This is a genomic window from Mesorhizobium sp. P160187 (assembly GCF_057766425.1).
The window spans coordinates 593,220-611,087 of record NZ_JBYMDX010000004.1 but is presented as its reverse complement, the minus strand read 5'-3'; the positions used below and the strand labels follow the sequence as shown (position 1 = coordinate 611,087).

At 62.3% G+C, this 17,868-nt stretch carries 17 protein-coding genes; 9 read left to right on the top strand and 8 right to left on the bottom strand.

Annotated elements, in window-relative coordinates:
* Positions 1-147 precede the first annotated feature (147 nt).
* The 4 genes from AC3CCE_RS20005 (at position 148) to AC3CCE_RS19990 (ending at position 5,087) form a co-directional block, all read left to right on the top strand.
* Positions 148-2,604 (top strand): penicillin-binding protein 1A, encoded by a 2,457-nt coding sequence (locus tag AC3CCE_RS20005; RefSeq protein ID WP_352513683.1) that lies wholly within the window; start codon positions 148-150, stop codon positions 2,602-2,604.
* 130 nt (positions 2,605-2,734) lie between these two features.
* A protein-coding gene (gene prfB / locus AC3CCE_RS20000) for a peptide chain release factor 2 (RefSeq protein WP_155922402.1) occupies positions 2,735-3,866 on the top strand; the annotation gives its coding sequence in 2 pieces (ribosomal slippage) (positions 2,735-2,800 and positions 2,802-3,866; 1,131 coding nt in all).
* A 118-nt stretch (positions 3,867-3,984) separates the two neighbouring features.
* Complete coding sequence (locus tag AC3CCE_RS19995) at positions 3,985-4,404, top strand: GFA family protein (RefSeq protein WP_023751011.1); 420 nt, start codon at positions 3,985-3,987, stop codon at positions 4,402-4,404.
* 287 nt (positions 4,405-4,691) lie between these two features.
* Positions 4,692-5,087, top strand: a complete 396-nt coding sequence (locus AC3CCE_RS19990; protein ID WP_023751010.1) for a hypothetical protein — start codon at positions 4,692-4,694, stop codon at positions 5,085-5,087.
* A 54-nt stretch (positions 5,088-5,141) separates the two neighbouring features.
* Here AC3CCE_RS19990 and AC3CCE_RS19985 read toward each other — a convergent pair whose 3' ends face one another.
* Positions 5,142-6,011, bottom strand: coding sequence for an SDR family oxidoreductase (locus AC3CCE_RS19985; protein WP_352625804.1), 870 nt, complete (start codon positions 6,009-6,011; stop codon positions 5,142-5,144).
* Positions 6,012-6,114: 103 nt separating this feature from the next.
* Here AC3CCE_RS19985 and AC3CCE_RS19980 point away from each other — a divergent pair, with 103 nt between their 5' ends.
* The 4 genes from AC3CCE_RS19980 (at position 6,115) to AC3CCE_RS19965 (ending at position 9,169) form a co-directional block, all read left to right on the top strand.
* On the top strand, positions 6,115-7,005 hold the full coding sequence (locus AC3CCE_RS19980) for a LysR family transcriptional regulator (protein WP_023681487.1): 891 nt from the start codon (positions 6,115-6,117) through the stop codon (positions 7,003-7,005).
* 147 nt (positions 7,006-7,152) lie between these two features.
* Entirely contained in the window at positions 7,153-7,521 is a 369-nt protein-coding gene (locus tag AC3CCE_RS19975; protein WP_023667471.1) for a GFA family protein, read from the top strand.
* 151 nt (positions 7,522-7,672) lie between these two features.
* Positions 7,673-8,323 carry a YiaD family glycine zipper/OmpA-like lipoprotein gene (locus AC3CCE_RS19970; protein WP_023667470.1) on the top strand — a complete coding sequence of 217 codons (651 nt, stop codon included), beginning with the start codon at positions 7,673-7,675 and terminating at the stop codon, positions 8,321-8,323.
* 237 nt (positions 8,324-8,560) lie between these two features.
* A complete protein-coding gene (locus tag AC3CCE_RS19965; protein ID WP_023751009.1) occupies positions 8,561-9,169 on the top strand; it encodes a hypothetical protein in 609 nt (202 codons plus the stop codon).
* Positions 9,170-9,405: 236 nt separating this feature from the next.
* Here the strand turns inward: AC3CCE_RS19965 and AC3CCE_RS19960 are convergent, their stop codons facing one another.
* Together AC3CCE_RS19960 and AC3CCE_RS19955 are read right to left on the bottom strand one after the other, a co-directional pair.
* Positions 9,406-9,675, bottom strand: coding sequence for a DUF2798 domain-containing protein (locus AC3CCE_RS19960; protein WP_352513684.1), 270 nt, complete (start codon positions 9,673-9,675; stop codon positions 9,406-9,408).
* A gap of 47 nt (positions 9,676-9,722) precedes the next feature.
* Complete coding sequence (locus tag AC3CCE_RS19955) at positions 9,723-10,607, bottom strand: NmrA/HSCARG family protein (protein WP_352513685.1); 885 nt, start codon at positions 10,605-10,607, stop codon at positions 9,723-9,725.
* Between the two features lie 119 nt (positions 10,608-10,726).
* Between AC3CCE_RS19955 and AC3CCE_RS19950 the strand changes: the two genes are divergently transcribed.
* On the top strand, positions 10,727-11,620 hold the full coding sequence (locus AC3CCE_RS19950) for a LysR family transcriptional regulator (RefSeq protein WP_352625805.1): 894 nt from the start codon (positions 10,727-10,729) through the stop codon (positions 11,618-11,620).
* Between the two features lie 165 nt (positions 11,621-11,785).
* Here AC3CCE_RS19950 and AC3CCE_RS19945 read toward each other — a convergent pair whose 3' ends face one another.
* From AC3CCE_RS19945 to AC3CCE_RS19925, 5 genes are all read right to left on the bottom strand, one after another.
* Positions 11,786-13,402 carry a DEAD/DEAH box helicase gene (locus AC3CCE_RS19945; RefSeq protein ID WP_352625806.1) on the bottom strand — a complete coding sequence of 539 codons (1,617 nt, stop codon included), beginning with the start codon at positions 13,400-13,402 and terminating at the stop codon, positions 11,786-11,788.
* A gap of 192 nt (positions 13,403-13,594) precedes the next feature.
* Positions 13,595-14,362, bottom strand: coding sequence for an NAD kinase (locus AC3CCE_RS19940; RefSeq protein ID WP_023667464.1), 768 nt, complete (start codon positions 14,360-14,362; stop codon positions 13,595-13,597).
* A gap of 445 nt (positions 14,363-14,807) precedes the next feature.
* Entirely contained in the window at positions 14,808-16,379 is a 1,572-nt protein-coding gene (locus tag AC3CCE_RS19935) for a CHAT domain-containing protein (RefSeq protein ID WP_488377185.1), read from the bottom strand.
* Complete coding sequence (locus tag AC3CCE_RS19930; protein WP_352625808.1) at positions 16,376-17,059, bottom strand: hypothetical protein; 684 nt, start codon at positions 17,057-17,059, stop codon at positions 16,376-16,378. The genes AC3CCE_RS19935 and AC3CCE_RS19930 overlap by 4 nt, the downstream gene beginning before the upstream one ends.
* A 15-nt stretch (positions 17,060-17,074) precedes the next feature.
* Complete coding sequence (locus AC3CCE_RS19925) at positions 17,075-17,782, bottom strand: caspase family protein (RefSeq protein WP_352625809.1); 708 nt, start codon at positions 17,780-17,782, stop codon at positions 17,075-17,077.
* Between the last annotated feature and the right edge of the window lie 86 nt (positions 17,783-17,868).

The following is a 17,868-nucleotide window of genomic DNA, read 5'->3' as shown; positions in this document are numbered from 1 at the left end:
CGGTGGGGGATGCCGAAACCGGGCACTGCCGTATTTTGCCCACATGGTGGCGACATGGGTTTTCCATCACGGATCGGGACCGTTGCGAAGGCTTGCGCGAAAGGCGGCTTCGTCTAGGAAATTCCCGGACCTCGGACTGGAGCGGGCATGATTCGTCTTATCGGCTATTTCTTTGGTATCGGCACGACGCTGGCGCTTATCGTCGCCGCGGGCGTGGCGATATACATCAGCCATCTGTCGAAAGACCTGCCCGACTACGAGGTCCTGGCCAAGTACGAGCCGCCGGTGACGACCCGCATCCATGCTTCCGACGGCTCGCTGATGGCCGAATATGCGCGCGAACGGCGGCTCTATCTGCCGATCCAGGCGGTTCCGGACCGGGTCAAGGCGGCGTTCCTGTCGGCCGAGGACAAGAATTTCTACAACCATCCCGGCATCGACATCACCGGGCTTGGCCGCGCCATCTACGTCAACCTGCAGAATCTGGGTTCGGGCAGGCGCCAGGTCGGCGCCTCGACCATCACCCAGCAGGTGGCGAAGAACTTCCTCTTGTCCTCGGACCAGACCTACGAGCGCAAGATCAAGGAGATGATCCTGGCCTTCCGCATCGAGCAGGCTTATTCGAAGGACCGCATCCTTGAGCTCTATCTCAACGAAATCTTCTTCGGCTTCGGCGCCTATGGCGTTGCGGGCGCGGCACTGACCTATTTCGACAAGTCGGTCAACGAACTCACGGTCGCGGAAGCCGCCTATCTGGCGTCGCTGCCGAAGGGGCCCAACAACTACCATCCCTTCAAGCATGCCGACCGCGCCATCGAGCGCCGCAACTGGGTCATCGACCAGATGGTCGAGAACGGCTACGTGACGCGCGAGGAAGGCGACAAGGCCAAGGCCGAGCCGCTCGGCGTGACGCCGCGTCGCAACGGCTCTTATTTGTTTGCGGGCGAATATTTCACCGAGGAAGTGCGCCGCCAGATCATCTCGCGCTATGGCGAGAACGCGCTCTATGAGGGCGGCCTTTCGGTGCGCACGACGCTCGATCCGAAGATCCAGCTCATCGCCCGCAAGTCGATGCAGAACGGCTTGCTCAAATACGACACGCTGCGCGGCTATCGCGGACCGGTGACGCATATCGATGCTTCCGGCGACTGGGGCGTGGCGCTGGGCAACGTCAAGGGGCTGGAAGACGTGCCGGAATGGTCGCTTGCCGTCGTGCTCGACAGCTCCGCGACCGGCCTTTCCATCGGCCTGCAGCCGACGCGGCAGATTTCGGGCGATATCGTCAAGGAACGCATCGAAGGCGCCGTCAGCAAGGAAGACATGAGCTTTGCCATGCGCCATGTGGTCGATGGCAAGACGGTCAAGGCCAAGTCTCCGGCCGATGTACTGCAGCCCGGCGACGTCATCTTCGTGCAGAAGAACGAAGGGTCGGAAGGCGCCTACACGCTGCGCCAGGTGCCGGAAGTGGAGGGCGGCCTGATCGCGATGGATCCGCATACCGGCCGCGTGCTGGCCATGGTCGGCGGCTTCTCCTATGCGCAGTCGGAGTTCAACCGTGCCACGCAGGCGATGCGCCAGCCGGGATCGTCCTTCAAGCCGATCGTCTATTCGGCCGCGCTCGACAATGGCTATACGCCGGCCTCGGTGATCATGGACGGACCGATCACCATCCAGAGCGGCACCACGACCTGGACGCCGAAGAACTATGACGGCACGGTGGCCGGCCCCGCGACCTTGCGCTCCGGTATCGAAAAGTCGCGCAATTTGATGACGGTGCGGCTCGCCAACGACATGGGCATGAAGCTGGTGGTGGAATATGCCGAGAGGTTCGGCGTCTACGACCATCTGGCGCCGTATCTGCCGATGGCGCTGGGCTCCGGCGAGACGACGGTGATGCGCATGGTGTCGGCCTATTCGATCATGGCCAATGGCGGCAAGTCGATCAAACCCTCGCTCATCGACCGCATCCAGGACCGCTACGGCAAGACCGTGTTCAAGCAGGACGAGCGCGGCTGCGAAGGCTGCAATGCGCCCGAATGGAACAACCAGCCCGAACCGGAACTGGTCGACAATTCCGAGCAGGTGCTCGATCCGATGACCGCCTACCAGATCACCTCGATGATGGAAGGCGTGGTCCAGCGCGGCACGGGCGCCACCATCGCCGAGCTTGGCCGCCACATCGCCGGCAAGACCGGAACGACCAATGACGAGAAAGACGCCTGGTTCATCGGCTATACGCCGAACCTCGTCGTCGGCCTCTACATGGGTTACGACACGCCGCGCGGTCTTGGCCATGGCGCCACCGGCGGCGGTCTGGCGGCGCCTATCTTCAAGGACTTCATGCGCGTTGCGCTGGACGGCACGCCCAATGTCGACTTCAAGGTGCCGGAAGGCATGAACATGGTCGCCATCAACCGCAAGACCGGCATGCGTGCCGCGTCGGGCGATCCCGGCACCATCATCGAAGCCTTCAAGCCCGGCACCGGCCCCGCCGACAGCTATTGGGTGATCGGCATGGGCGCCGACGGGTCCAACGGCGCCGGCGGACCGCTATCGCCACAGGCTACGGAAGCCATCCAGGCACCCGGCGGCGGACTCTACTGACGACCTGATTTTTTACGTCGAATGGGCTGGCTTGTTGAGCCGGCCCATTTCGCTTTACAGGCAGCAATGCCGTGCCTATGTATCGCGCCGACCCAAGCGCCACTTCAAAAACAGGACAGAACAACCAGCCATGCGCGCGGAAACGCAGAATATTGTCGACGAGATCAGGCAGGCGATCACCCTGCTGAGGAGGCATCTTTGACTGGGATCAGGCCATAAAGCGGCTTGAATACCTGAACGTGCGCGCCGAGGATTCCAGCCTCTGGAATGATCCGCTGGAAGCGCAAAAGCTGATGCGCGAGCGCCAGGGCCTCGAAGACGGGATCGCCGGCGTCAAAAGCCTGACTCAGGCGCTGGAAGACAATATCGGCCTGATCGAACTGGGTGAGGAAGAGGGCGACCAGAGCGTGATCGCCGAGGCGGAAGCAGCCCTCCGCTCGATGCAGGGCGAGGCCAAGGCCCGCCAGGTCGAGACGCTGCTGTCGGGCGAGGCCGACGCCAACGACACCTATCTCGAAGTCCATGCCGGCGCCGGCGGCACCGAGAGCCAGGACTGGGCCTCGATGCTTCTGCGCATGTACACGCGCTGGGCCGAGCGTCGCCGTTTCAAGGTCGAAGTGCTGGAAGTCCATGACGGCGAAGAGGCCGGCATCAAGTCCGCCACGCTCCTGATCAAGGGCCACAATGCCTATGGCTGGCTGAAGACCGAGTCGGGCGTTCATCGCCTGGTCCGCATTTCACCCTATGACAGCAATGCGCGCCGCCACACGTCCTTCTCCAGCGTCTGGGTCTACCCGGTCGTCGATGACAGGATCGAGATCGACGTCTCGGAATCCGATGTACGCATCGACACCTACCGCTCATCCGGTTCGGGCGGCCAGCACGTCAACACCACGGACTCGGCGGTTCGCATCACCCATATCGCCACCGGCATCGCGGTTGCCTGCCAGGCCGAACGCTCGCAGCACAAGAACAAGGCGAAGGCCTGGGAAATGCTGCGCTCGCGCCTTTACGAGGAAGAGCTGAAGAAGCGCGAAGCGGTGGCCAATGCCACAGAAGCGTCGAAGAGCGACATCGGCTGGGGTCACCAGATTCGTTCCTATGTGCTGCAGCCCTACCAGTTGGTGAAGGACCTGCGCACCGGCGTCGAGAGCACCAGCCCGTCGAGCGTGCTCGACGGCGACCTCGACGACTTCATGGAAGCCTCGTTGTCGCAGCGCATCGAGGGCGGTGCCGGTGAAGCCGTGGCCGACCTCGACTAGGATATGTTCATATTCAGCTGAGGCCGGCCTGCGAATGGATGATACCTGCGCTTCCGCCACTTTCGACTCGGCTGACTTGAATAAGAACATCCCTTGGCGGGGGAGCGAAGGAGGAACCATGACTCGCAGGCTCACCGGCAAATGCTTTTGCGGCACGGTTCAGTATGAAGTGGCGGACGAGTTCGTCTATGCCGCGATCTGCCATTGTTCGAACTGCCGGCGCACCACAGGTTCCGCCTTCAAGCCCTTCGCCGGCATCGAGCGCGAGAAACTTGCCCTTGCCGAAGGGCATCACGGGCTCATCCATTTCGGCGATGGCAGCGGCCACGATGCGCATTGCAGCCGCTGCGGCTCGTTGCTGTATTCGCTGGTCCGCGACGGCGCCTATGTCCATGTCGCCATGGGCACGCTGGTCGACGATCCGACGATCCGGCCGACCGCGCATATTTTCGTCGGCTCCAAGGCGCCATGGTTCACCATCGCCGACGACTTGCCGCAATATGAAGGGCATGTGATCGCCGGTCCAGACGACGTATAGGCTGGAACCACATACGGCCAATCCCGTTGTTTCGATGCCCGTCTGCCGGGAGTTGAGCCTGGCCTTGGATCTCGTCAGCGGTTGCAGATAGCGGCGTAGTTGTGCGGCCTCGCGCAGCAACTTCTTGCGCCGACCTAGGAATCAGCCCAGCATCCGAGGGCTGGAAGAGAAAAAGCATTTATGGCCGGACGCGGCATATCTGCGACCTGACGATCCGGCCACTGGGAAGACACGTTCCGGGAACGGGCAAGCGAAACGCTTGATGCTCGTTTGAAAGGAACGCTTCCATGTCTGCTGCCACTCTCCGATCGGCCAGAGCCGTTCAACCGGCTGGCCGACTCCTGTTTTCCTTGTTCGTGACCCCGATCTTTGCAATCGAGATGCTTGCTGCGGTGCTGACCGCACCCGCCTTCGCCCATGACGCCAAGCCTACGGCGGCGAAGCCGCAAGGCTGGAGTTATCCCTTCGCCTGCTGCGCAAACTACGACTGCCGCACCACCCATACCGGCGAGGTGCTGGAAAAGCCGGAGGGCTATGTCATCGCCGGAACGGGGGAGGTCGTTCCGATGAGCGACAAGCGGGTCAAGGATTCACCCGACGGCGATTTCCACTGGTGCGCGCACCAGGCCGGCCTCGACGCAGGCAAGACGATCTGCCTGTTCGTGCCACCGCGTTCCTACTGAGTTCTGTTGGCAGTTCTCATCGGAAGGCCGGCCTTGGTGCTGAAGGCGCTTGCGTCAGACGGAAGCAGCGAGTGCTGAGGCGAAGTCGCGATACGGCCGCAGTGGGCGACCCAGAAGTGCCGTCAGGCGCTCGACGTCGCCGGTCTCGGGCAGCATCCCGTCGGTAAAGAAACGCTCGCCCATCAGGCGCATGTCGTAGGCCATCCAGGCGGGCAGGAACTGCTTGAGATTTTGCTCAAAACCCTCCGTATTGTCGCCGCTGTAGCTGATCGAGCGGGCGAGTACGTCTGACCAGATTGCGGCAATGTCCGTCCCGGTCAGTGTCTGCGGACCGACGAGGTTGATCCTCTCGAACGCAAGCGGCTCCTTGGACCGTTCGCGACGCAGCAGCTCAAGAGCGGCGATCTCGGCGATATCGCGGGCATCGATCATGGCGAGACCCTTGGGGCCGATCGGCATTGGGTAGGTGCCGTAGCCGGTGATGACGTCTTCGACCGTCAGATCGTTCTGAATGAAGTAGGTCGGGCGCAAGATCGTAGCTTTGAAGTCCATCTGTTCGATCATTCGCTCGACGCCGAACTTGCCCGCGAAATGCGGCACGTTCACATAGACGTCAGCGTGGATCACCGAGAGATAGACGATCCGCTCGATGCCGGCCGATCGGGCGACATTCAAGGCGATCAAAGCCTGGGTGAATTCGTCCGGCACCACGGCGTTCAAGAGAAACAGCGTGGAAACGCCAGACATGGCTTTGCGCAGCGAATCGACATCGAGAAAGTCGCCTTGCACGACGGATACGCCTGCCGGAAAACTGGTTTTCGACGGATCGCGCACGAGAGCACGCACATCGGCGCCGCGCTTGGCGAGCTGTTCGACGACTTGGCGGCCGATATTGCCGGTGGCGCCGGTAACGAGAATGGTCATGGAATTTCTCCTGTTGGGTTGCTTGACAGCCCCAATATGTGTGGCTCACAAAGAGCCCAGTAGACGGCAATTTTAGACACGTCGTCTCACTGGTGGGACAGTCATGGATCTTTTAGCCCTTGCCGATTTTAACCTCGTGGCCCGCCATGGCGGCTTCGGCAAAGCGGCAAGGTCCACCGGCCGGCCCAAAGCAACATTGTCCCGGCGGGTTGGCGAATTGGAAAGCAGTCTCGATCTGCGTCTGTTCGAACGGGGTGCGCGTAACCTGAAGCTGACCGAAGAAGGACGGGCGCTCTTCGAGCGGACGGGGGCGTTGCTTGCCGAGCTGGACGAGACGGCATCGGCGATTGCCTCGGGCGGCCAGAGACCCAAGGGCAGATTGCGGATCAGCGCGCCTTTGCATTTTTCGCAGACTGCAATGGGGAGGATCGCCGCGGGATTTGCCCTGAGGTATCCTGAGGTGAGGCTTGAAGTGACCACCGAAGACCGGCATGTCGACATGATCGAGGAAGGCTACGATCTGGTAATCCGGGTCAATCCGGATCCCGATGAAAGCCTGGTCGGACGGGCGTTTCTCCGCGACCGCCTGGTCGTTGTGGCGAGCCCGGACCTTCCTCGCCCGGCCGATGGGCTCGCCGCTCCTGGCGTTGCGCGCGGGACAGGCGAGCGGCAAACATGGCAGGTGAAGACACCAGGTGGCCGGGCAACACTTAGAATCGAGCCGGTCCTCGCCTTGTCGACGCTCATCATGGTCCGGGATGCGGTGCGAGCCGGCATCGGCGCAGGACGGCTTCCCATTTCGTTGGTGGCCCACGACCTGGCTGACGGCACACTGGTGAATTGGGGGGATATTGACGGCCCCGAAATTTCTCTATGGACGCTCTACCCCTCCCGGCGGCTGCTCAGCGCGCGCGTGTCGGCGTTCCTGGATTTTCTGAAACAGGCTTTCCCAAACGGGACGCCGGACGAACTGGCCGCCTATATCGGCAGGTGACGACGATTGGGAGGTGACGACGGGCCTGCTTCAGCCAGAGCGCCGCTCGGCTCGATCGATCAGAGCCTGCTGACAGACAGTTGTCAGGAGCCTTCCTTTATGGTGCCTTGCCGCATGGGTGGCGGGCAACGGAGAGGAAAGCTTTTCATGACCATCAAGGCCAGCTGTCATTGCAAGGCGACGACGTTCGAGGTTTCGCAGGCGCCCGAGACGGTAACACAATGCACCTGCTCGTTCTGCTCCAAGCGCGGTTCGCTGTGGGCTTACTACGTTCCGTCGCAATTCAAGCTCACCAGCTCGCCGGAAAACGTTTCCTTCTATCAATGGGGATCGAAGACCGTCAAACACGGGTTTTGCGCCATTTGCGGCTGCGGCACCTTCACCGAAACGCCGGACTGGTCGACCGGAAAACCGGACTTCGACAATCCCAAGATCTCAGTCAATTCGCGGCTGTTCGACGATTTCGACCTCGATAAGGTCGAGGTGGTCGTCATTGACGGCAAGAACCTCTGGTAGGCCAGCGCCAACTGCCGAAGCAGAAGTGTGGCGCGAGCGGGGAGAAGCCGCTTTCGCCGCTCGGTTTTTCGCCGCATTTCATGTTACAAGACCGGAGAAGGGCTTATATGCGCGAGCCGCAAAGGCCGCGCTTTGGAGAGGGACGATCCTTATGAAAAAGACTGTGCTCGTCGCCGTTGCGACGGCTGTGCTGGTGAGTGCCTGCACCACGACCGATCCGTACACCGGGGAGCAGAAGGTTTCGAACACCGCAGCCGGCGCCGGCCTTGGCGCCCTGGCGGGCGCGGGCCTCGGCCTGCTTGCCGGCGGCAATGACCGCCGCAACGCGCTGATCGGCGCCGGTATCGGCGCGCTGGCCGGCGGCGCCATCGGCGCGACCATGGACCAGAACGAGGCTGAACTGCGCCGCCAGCTCGAAGGCACCGGCGTCAGCGTCACCCGCACCGGCGACCAGATCATCCTCAACATGCCGTCCGACATTACTTTCAACGTCGACCAGGATGCGGTGAAGCCTGGCTTCTACCAGGTGCTGAACTCGGTTGCGCTGGTGCTGAAGAAGTTCAAGCAGACCACGGTCGACGTGTTCGGCCACACCGATTCGACCGGCGGCGACGAACACAATTTCGATCTGTCGCAGCGCCGCGCATTGGCGGTCGCCAACTATCTCTCAGGGCAAGGTGTCGATTCGCGCCGCTTCGCCGTCACCGGTTTCGGCAAGACCCGTCCGATCGCGTCCAACGGAACGGCGGCCGGCCGTGCGCAGAACCGGCGCGTCGAGATCCAGCTTTCGCCGCTGACCTGAATTGTTCGGCATCGAAATGCGAAGGCGGCCCCGCAAGGGCCGCTTTCTTTTTGGGCTCCTGTGGTCGGCCAAAAGGTCTAACGCATTAGAGATTTCTAATAATCCCTTTCCGGAGGCCTTGGAAGGGATTAGCATTGGTGCGTTTCCAGAGGGGATGGGGCGGTACAAACGGCCGCGCAGTCACTTTTAGTCGGCCCCGGTCCTGCACGGCCAGATAAGGAAATCTGGGAGGAATGCATGACAAGAACAGCTCGTCTTGGGCGTTGCGGCGTCCTCATTTTGACAGGTCTGGCCTCAGCTTGGTGCGCAGCCGCCACGGCTCGAGCCGAGGACGCCAACAAAGCCGACATCGAAGCTTTGAAGAAATCGCTCGCCAAATATGAGGACTACACGGTCGCCGTCCGCGACCTTTATCTGTCGACTGTCGGGTGTGTCTATTACAGCGGGGACAGGATCGAGGGCGCTATGGACTATCCGAAGGGCGCTATGGGCATCCATTTCGTCAACGTCCCGAGTGTCGGTCAGAAACTCGATCCGATGCGCCCCAATGTGCTGATCTACGAGCCGACCAAGAAAGGCTTGAAATTGGTTGGCGTGGAATGGCTGATGCCCCTGACGCCAGACACCAAGGAACCTCCAAAACTATTTGGCCAGACCTTCATGGGACCGATGGAAGGGCACTATCCGCTCATTCCGAGGGAGTTCGTCCACTACGACCTTCATGCCTGGCTGTTCAGAGACAATCCGAACGGCATGTTCAGTCCGACCAACCCGAACGTGAAATGCAGCAAGGCAGAGTTTCCGATGCTGGAAGAGCCGACCAAGATGATGCCCGGCCCGATGTGACGGACGGGCCAGGATAGGAGCTTGCCAAGAGTGCAAGCTGGCCGGCTGCATTTGAGAGTGCTCGGGATCAGGCTCGGACGACGATCGGCATGAGGGCCGGCGCGCATGAAGGCTGCCCGCTTGAGGACAGGTATCTGGTCGCGGAAGCCGACAATGGCGCTGCGAGCCGTCAGTCGAAGGTAAAAGCGGCCCGCAAGGGCCGTTTTGTTTGGCATGTCGGACCCTGTAATCAAGGCCTACGAGGTCGGCTGATCGACAATTGCCGCAACGATACGGCGCACGATCGGCAAGACCAGCAGCAGACTTGGAAAGCCCACTAGCCATGATGCTCCCCATGCATACGGCCAGGTCGCCACGAAACCGGTTGTCCAGCCGGCACTGATCAGCGTCGCTACCGCGGGAACAATGCACGACATCAGGATGGAAAGAACGAATGGCATCACCAGCGCATTGTAAGAGGCCGGTAGCTTTCTCGATTTCAAAACCTTGTGGGATGACGGTCGCATCACCTATCTCCTTCTCGAAAGGTGAAAGTATGCGCGGCTGAGCGCAGTCAGGCGGCCTGCGCCATTTGCTGGGCCAGGTTCCGAATAAAGCCGCGCAACGAACGCGGTTCGCGGCCCAGGGCGGCGCGCAATGTCAGACTGTTTCCGCCAAGGCCATAGTGGGCATAGTGGGCGTATATTTTGGCCAGCACCTGCATTTGGCGGTCATTGTAGGGAAGGCGTGCCTCGGCCGCCCACTCGCCAAATGTCGGCTCACCAGAAGAGATGGGTCTGCCAAGTTCCTCACTCATCATCGCAACGATGTCTTCCCGGCTGTGCATACCGTCAGCGCACAGATCGAGGGTCGCGTCGGACAATCGCGCTTCGGTTAGGGCGATCGCCGCCACCTCAGCGACATCGCGGTAGTCGACGCGGGCCAGCTTCGCCGTCTTTGGAAACGGTTCCGAGAAAACACCATGTTCAACGACGGACGGCCAGGCCGCTGCGAGGTTCTGCATGAAATTGGCAGGGTGCAGAATCGTATATTCCATCGTCGTCGAGTAGAGAGCAGCCTCGACAGGCACCTTGCTGGCATGGTTCTTCAGTCGCGTATTGGTAGGTTGGATCACCGACGAGAAGACGAACTTTCGAACTCCTGCTCGCGTGGCGGCCTCAACCATGGCAACGCCCATGGCTGCTTCATCGGGAGCAAAAGCCGGCCCAATGTGAAAGACGCCGTCGACGCCCTCGACCGCCCTTTCGAGGCTCTGACGATTTCGCAAATCTCCTGTCGCTACCTCGGATGCCCCCAGCTTCCGGGCCTTTTCGGCATTCGCAGGGTCGCGAACGAGCGCTCGAACATTGGCATTGCGGCGGACAAGTTCAGGCACGACAAGTCCCGCAACTCGGCCTGTGGCACCAACAACCAGAACAGTTGGATTGGCTACTTGCATGACGATTCCCTTCCATCAAGCCTGTCCTCGCGGGACAACTTGCAGAGAGGTACGACGTCGCACTTGTCGTTACAATTACCCGTTTTTGCGATATATTATGTCGAAGATCGGGAGAATACATGAGCCGGATGGACGATTTCGAGGCTTTCATCGCGATCGTCGAGCATGGAAGTCTGACGACTGCCGCACATCGGCTGAACCGCTCGCTGCAGTCGGTCAGCCGGTCCCTGGCGGCACTGGAGCAATCAGTCGGCGTCGAGTTGATCCACAGGACAACGCGTCGCTCGACACCGAGTGAAGTCGGAGCAGCCTTTTTCAACCGGATCAAACCCGCTGTCGACGAAATAAACGACGCAAGACTTCAGGCGATCAATCGACGATCGGAGCCGGCAGGCGTCCTGCGCATCGGGGCGCCGGTTCTGTTTGGCCCAAACGTCCTGATGCCTGTCATCGCGGAATACATGCGGACATATCCCCGGGTCGAGGTCGATCTTCAACTTTCCGATGGATTTGCCGATCTTGGCGCCGAAGGTCTCGACCTGGCAATACGCATCGGCGATTTGCCGGATTCCAACTTGAAAGCCAAACGCCTGGGGGCGTTGCGGCGCGTTGTGTTCGGCGCGCCTTCCTACTTCGCGCGGTGCGGCCGGCCGGCCCATCCCTTCCAGCTGAGTGAGCACAGTTGCATCATCAGAACCGCTAACGAGCGTCCAGGTGAATGGACGTTTCAGATCGACGGGAAACCCCGGACCGTGAAGGTCGCAGGCGCTTTTCGCTCCAATCTGATGACCTCGGTCTATGCCGCCGCAATCCACGGACTGGGTTTGGGCTTTTCGCCTCTGTGGCAGATAAGACATCTGGTCGACGACGGTCTCGTCGAACTGGTTTTGACGGAATTCGAGCCGGCACCAGTGCCGATCCATGCCTTGTGGCAGGAAGGCCGGTCATCTTCGGCCAAGGTTCGGGCATTTCTGGATTTATTGGCATCCCGCCTGGAACTGAAAAGCCTGTAGCATCGACGGGCTATGTAAGCCCTCCAGGCCGGAAGCGATCGGGTAGATCGAGCCTGTCTTGCGAACCGCGCATGGCGCCGACTGATCCTGGAGCGGGCTCCAGATCTCACATCCCCGTCGCGTCCAGGCAAGCCGCGCGCCCTCGGGACGCCGCGGCTCATGGGATCAGACCTTGGCGACGATCTTCATGAAGGCCGGCATGTCGTCGCCGAAACCGACGGTGCCGTCATTGTCTTCACCGCGGTTGTTGCCGCGGGCAGGGCGGCTGTTGCTGGCGCGCTGCGGCCTTGTGTCGCCGCGTTCCGGGGCGCGGTTCTCGTTGTTGCGGTCGGAGACCTTGCGATCGCTGTTTTCGGAGCGGATCGCTTCCTTGCGCTGATGCCGTTCGCCGATGTCGTCGGCGACCGCGGCCTCGGCTACCGCCGGCTGTTCCTCGCGTGCGGTATCCGCCGCCGGCGCGTCGTCGCTGCGCTTGGCATGGCGTTCGCGCGGCTTGCGCTCGCCACCGTCCTTGCGATCATGGGGCTTGCGGTCCTCGTCCTTGCGGCCGGCGCGGCGCGGAGCGCCACGGCCACGGCGGGGCGCTTCGTCCTCGCCGCCTTCGCTGGCGACCACGGTCGACAGGTCGCCGTCATGCCACTCGATCTTGTTGCCGATCAGCCGCTCGATGGCGTCGATGTATTTGGTGTCGGACTTGGTGGCGATGGTGAAGGACTTGCCCGAGCGTCCGGCGCGGCCGGTGCGGCCGATGCGGTGGACATAGTCTTCGGCGTGGATCGGCACGTCGTAGTTGAAGACGTGGCTGACGTCGGGAATATCGAGGCCGCGCGCGGCGACGTCGGAGGCCACGAGATAGCGCAATTTGCCATCGCGGAAATTGGCCAGCATCTGCATGCGGGCGCGCTGGTCCATGTCGCCATGCAGGGCGCCGGCGTCGAAATCATACTTCAACAGCGAGCGGAACAGCTCCGCGACCTCGACCTTGCGGTTGCAGAAAATGATAGCGTTCTTCAGCTCGGCGTCTTCGGCCTTTATCAGATTGCGTAGCGTCTCGCGCTTGTCCCACGGCTTGGAGCCGGACTTGACCAGGCGCTGGATGATGTTGGTGGCAGCGGATGCCGCCTTGGAAACCTCGACGCGCACCGGCGCATGCAGGAATTTCTCGGTGAGCTTGGTGATCTCCGGCGGCATGGTCGCTGAGAAGAACAGCGTCTGCCTGGTGAACGGGATCATCTCGCAGATGCGCTCGATGTCGGGGATGAAGCCCATGTCCAGCATGCGGTCGGCCTCGTCGATGACGAGGATCTCGACGCCGTTGAGCAACAGCTTGCCGCGCTCGCGGTGATCGAGCAGACGGCCGGGCGTGGCGATCAGCACGTCGGCGCCGCGCTCCAGCTTCTTGTCCTGCTCGTCGAAGGAGACGCCGCCGATCAGCAGCGCGATGTTGAGCTTGTGGTTCTTGCCGTATCTGATGAAATTCTCTTCGACCTGCGCGGCGAGCTCGCGCGTCGGCTCGAGGATCAGCGTGCGCGGCATGCGGGCACGGGCCCTGCCTTTTTCGAGGCGGGTCAGCATCGGCAGCACGAAGGAAGCCGTCTTGCCGGTGCCGGTCTGTGCTATGCCCAGAATATCCTTGCCGAGCAAGGCATGCGGGATGGCGCCAGCCTGGATCGGCGTCGGCACGGTGTAGCCCGCATCGGTGACTGCGGAAAGGACCTTGGGCGACAGGCCGAGGTCTGAAAAGGTCAACGCTTCTGGAGCGGTCGTGGTGTCTGAGGACAAGAGTTGCTGTCTTTGGCTGGTTCGGGGAAGCGCAACGGCATCCGTCGCGGCAAGCACAGCGTGCCTGCAAGATTGGTATTGCGATTAGGCGCAAGCCCGCGATTTGTCAACAGAAACGGGCGGGATTGGCACGATTGTGAAAACGTAAGCTTAATCGCGATGCTTAATTAGGTAGTCACTCTTTGCGCCGGCTCAATAGCGAAATTGCTCGGCGAGAATGCGTTCGTTCCACGAATGGTTGGGATCAAACAGCAGCGTCGCCGTCGCAGTCGGCGATTCCCGGACCGTCACGGAAGCCACCGCCTTGACCTCGGTATGGTCGGCAGCGGTGTTCACCGGGCGCTTTTCCGACTCCAGAATATCGAAGCGTACGGTCGCCTTGTTGGACAACAGGGCACCCCGCCAACGGCGCGGCCGGAACGGGCTTACCGGGGTCAGCGCGAGCAGCGGCGCATCCAGCGGCAGGATCGGACCGTGCGCCGACAGATTGTAGGCGGTCGAGCCGGCCGGCGTCGCGATCATCACGCCGTCGCAGTTCAGTTCCTCGATGCGGACCTGCTCATCGACGGTGATGCGGATCTTTGCCGTCTGGTAGGACTGACGCCACAGCGCCACCTCGTTGATGGCGAGTGCCGAAACCGTCTCACCCTCATGCGTCACCGCCAGCATTTCCAGCGGGCGGATCGTTTCGGCGACCGCGGCAGCAATGCGCTCGGTGAGGCCGCCGACGCGGTACTCGTTCATCAGGAAGCCGATGGTGCCACGGTTCATGCCGTAGACCTTCTTTCCCGTGCTCATCGTGTCGCGCAAGGTCTGCAGCAGGAAGCCGTCGCCACCCAGCGCCACCACCACCTGGGCGTCGTCGAAGGATGCCTGGCCATAGCGGGCCGACAGGCTCTCCATCGCCGCCTTGGCATCGGCAGTGTCGGAGGAGACGAAGGCGAGATTGGCTTTGCTCATGACATTCCGATTGCGGTCGGCCGATGGCGGTCGGCGGCGGTTGCGTGGGGTAGCATGGGCAAGCGCATCTGCAAAGGGAGGCATCGTCCGGCACAGTTGCGGCCGCGGCGAAACGAAATCGGCGGCTCGCGCTTGATGTCGCCGGAACGGCGAATGTGATGGTTAAGAGCGAGCTTAAACACTCGTAAAGCCTGATCGATCATGTTAGCCGACAGAGGATGGGTGGCTGGGGGGCTAGCCAGTCGAGACCTGTCTATTGCCGGTGACACGCCTGATTATCGTCTTCCTTGTGATGGGAAGTTTCGCCCTTCTCTTTGCGGAGCTTGTGCGGCAGTCCGAAGACATGAGCTCCAGGCCGATGGCCTCACGCTGCGGCGGCGCCGGCGTGCCATGCCCGCAAAACGCGTTGTAGGCTGAAGCCAATCTGCCAACGACGATCCGTCGCCTACTGCGCGACAATCCTCAGATTGGCGTTGCCGTAGAATGTGTAGGCGAGATAGGTCGGATCGCCGGTCCGGTAGAATTCTCTGCGGACATCCTGCAGGATCTCGGCCAGATAGACCGGCCCGTCCTTGATCCGCGTGCTGATGCCGCCATAGAAATCGGTCGAGAAGGCCGCTGCCGCGCGGTCGGTCAGTGGCCACATGCCGCCGATGAAGCCGGAAGCGCCGCCCGCCAGCACTGCCGGACCCCAGCCTTGCACGAAGCCGCCGAGCATCTGCGAACGGCCGGTGTCGCAGGCGTTGAAGAAGTAGAACGGATTGCCCTTGCCATGCGCGGTCGCGACCAGCGCGGCCCATGTATCCGGGTCGAGCGACTGATCGACGAGATCGATGGCAAAGACCGGCCGGCCGCTGCTCGGCTGGTTGACCTCGCCATGGCCGGAGAAATGAATGAAACCGGTCGAGACTTCGCCGACCAGTTTCTCGAAAGAGATGAAATCGCCATCGAAGCGGCGGTAGCCGGCAAGCTTGCTCAGTGCCGCGATCTCGTCCTGCTGAAAGCGCAGCGAGCGTTTGTCGACATAGGAGGGCGCGACAGCCGCGACGCCGGTGAAGGTCATGCGGTCGAGCGGGTTGTCGACCTGTGAGGCACTGCTGCGCGGAGCCCAGCGCGCCAGCCGGTAGCCCATGCCGAGAAAACCGTCGGCGACGGCGCCGTCGGCGCTGCGCGGGCGGATCAATTCCCAGGGCAGCGTCGGGCTGTTCGAGGTGATCTGGATCGAATGGAGTTCGCCTTTGCCGCGCAGCGACCAGAACACGTCCTTGAACGGTTTCGGCACATAGTCGCGGTAGAGCGCATCGCCAAAACCTTCGGCGGCGAGCGTGACAAAGCGCTTTTGCGCCCCCGTATCGCTGCTTGCGGCAGGCTGCTGCAGCGAAACGGCGCCGCGCAGGCTCAATCCGAGCTGCAGCAGGCGGCGGTATTCGGAGTCCAGCCATGCCGCCATCTCAGGTGGCGTCGAGAACGTATCGGTCACCGGACCGGCCAGATGCGGCGAATGGATGATGATCTGCCCCGAACCCAGCCCGCTCGGATCGTCATAGAGGATGGTCACGTCGAGATCGGGGACGTCATCGCCGGCTGCGCCGCCGAGCGTCACATTGCCAGTTACCGCCGGCTGCGGCGCCGCTGCGGCCAGCATCAGCATGGCAGGTGCTGCGGAGCGTTCGGCTGTGGCGCTCAGAGCGGCTGCCTCGACAGGCGCGGTGCGGCGAATGATAACCGACCGCGATGCCGATCCCAGGAACCTCCCGGCGCTGTAGATGCGCGCGATGAACTGGGCCGGCTTGCTGTCCTTGGCGATCGGCCGCGCCTTGACGTCGAAGCGGACGAAGTCGCTGTCGCCCTGGCGGTAGAGCGTCGTCCGTCGGCTCCATTTGCCGCCGTCAGCGAGATCGAAGCCGGAGGCGAACAGATCGATATCGATCGGCCATTGCTCGGTTCCCGCCGGCATCGCCATGGCCAGGGCGCCATCTTCCGTCACCGACGAGCCCGGCGCTGCCTTCACCTTCACTTCGGGCGTGAATTGCTCTTCGGTAGGGCGATCGAAACGGTCACCGTCTCGCCGGCGACAATCTCATCCGGCGCATCGATGGTTGGATGGCGCACCACCTCGACAGCGCCCGTCTCGGGTTGTGGAAGGGCGCCGCCGGAAGGAGGGCTTTGCGCCTGGTCGATGGGCGGCGGCGCTGGTTTCGGTGGCGCCTGCGCCTCCGGCGGACTTTCGGCGCCGGTCGCGGGTGGCGGGGCCGATGTCATGCCGTCCTCAGGGGGGATCCCTGCCTTATCGGGGGGCGGTTCGGCGCCGGTGGCTCCGCCATCCTGCGGATAGGTCCCGCCGAGATTGTTCTGGGCAGCGGCCGCAGCTGCGTCTTCAAGACGTTGCTTTTCCTCTTCGTATCGTTGCCGAGCCTGCTCTTCCTGCAATTGGCGCTGCTGTTCCTGGCGTTTGTATTCCTCGTAGAGCGCCGCCTCCTTGGCGCTGTCGCCCATCGCGGCATCGGGACTGCCGGAGCCCGGTGCAACGTCCATGGGGTAGGGCTCCTGACCGCTGCCATCGGCGTAGTCGCTGCCGTCAGGCTCCCAACCGCCACTCCCCGAGATGTAGCCGCCGCTCGCCATCGCCGGCGGTGCCGGTTCCGGCACAAGCGGCAGCGCCGGTGCCGCGCCGGCCACCTGGTCCGGCGTCAGCACAAAGGCAGCGTCTGCCTAGCGGCCATATGCCATCCATGGCCACTGGGCGCCTGACGTTTTGTCGATAGTGGTTTGCCTGACCGAGGCGAGGATGATGGCTATGTCCGCGCCGCGCTTGACCAGCGCAGCGGTGAGCGCATCGGCAAATACGGTGACGGGGCGGGCTTCGTCCAGTGCAACGGTTCCGGGTTTGGCCGACAGAGCGACGATGGCGTGGGTGAGGGGATCGACCGCCGCCAGACCCTGCATCACGCCGGAAGTAGGGTTGTGGCCATCGCCGGGATTGTCGAGCAGAACCACCTTCAATGTCGGGGTTGCCTCGAGCGCCTGCATGAACAGATCGAGGGGCAATGCCGTCTGGTCGACCGTTTCCTTTGAATCGATCCGGGTGCCGCGCGTCAGTAAATAGTTCCTGCCGTTGGCCTGCGCGGTGTGGCCGACATAGTAGAAGATGCCGACGGAGTCCGGTTTGGCCAGGGATTGGGCGAAATCATGCATGGCGCGCGCGACATCGGCGCGGTCGCCATCCGACACCTGCCGGACGGTGAAGCCAAGCGATCGTAGTGTCGCTGCAACGAGTTCGGCACTGAGGTCGGCGTTGGCGATTGCCGGTGAGCCCTCAGAGGCCGGATTGGCGACAACCAGCGCTATCCGCTCTTCGCCGCGCGCAGCGGAGAAGAGCGCCATGGTCATCAGCAGCACGACCGCCAGAAAAAGGCGCATGACCGTGATCCAAGCCCTGCAGGCTGCGGCGCTCACGCCACGGCTTGCCCCAATTCATCAATGGCCCAACCTTGACCATATCATGT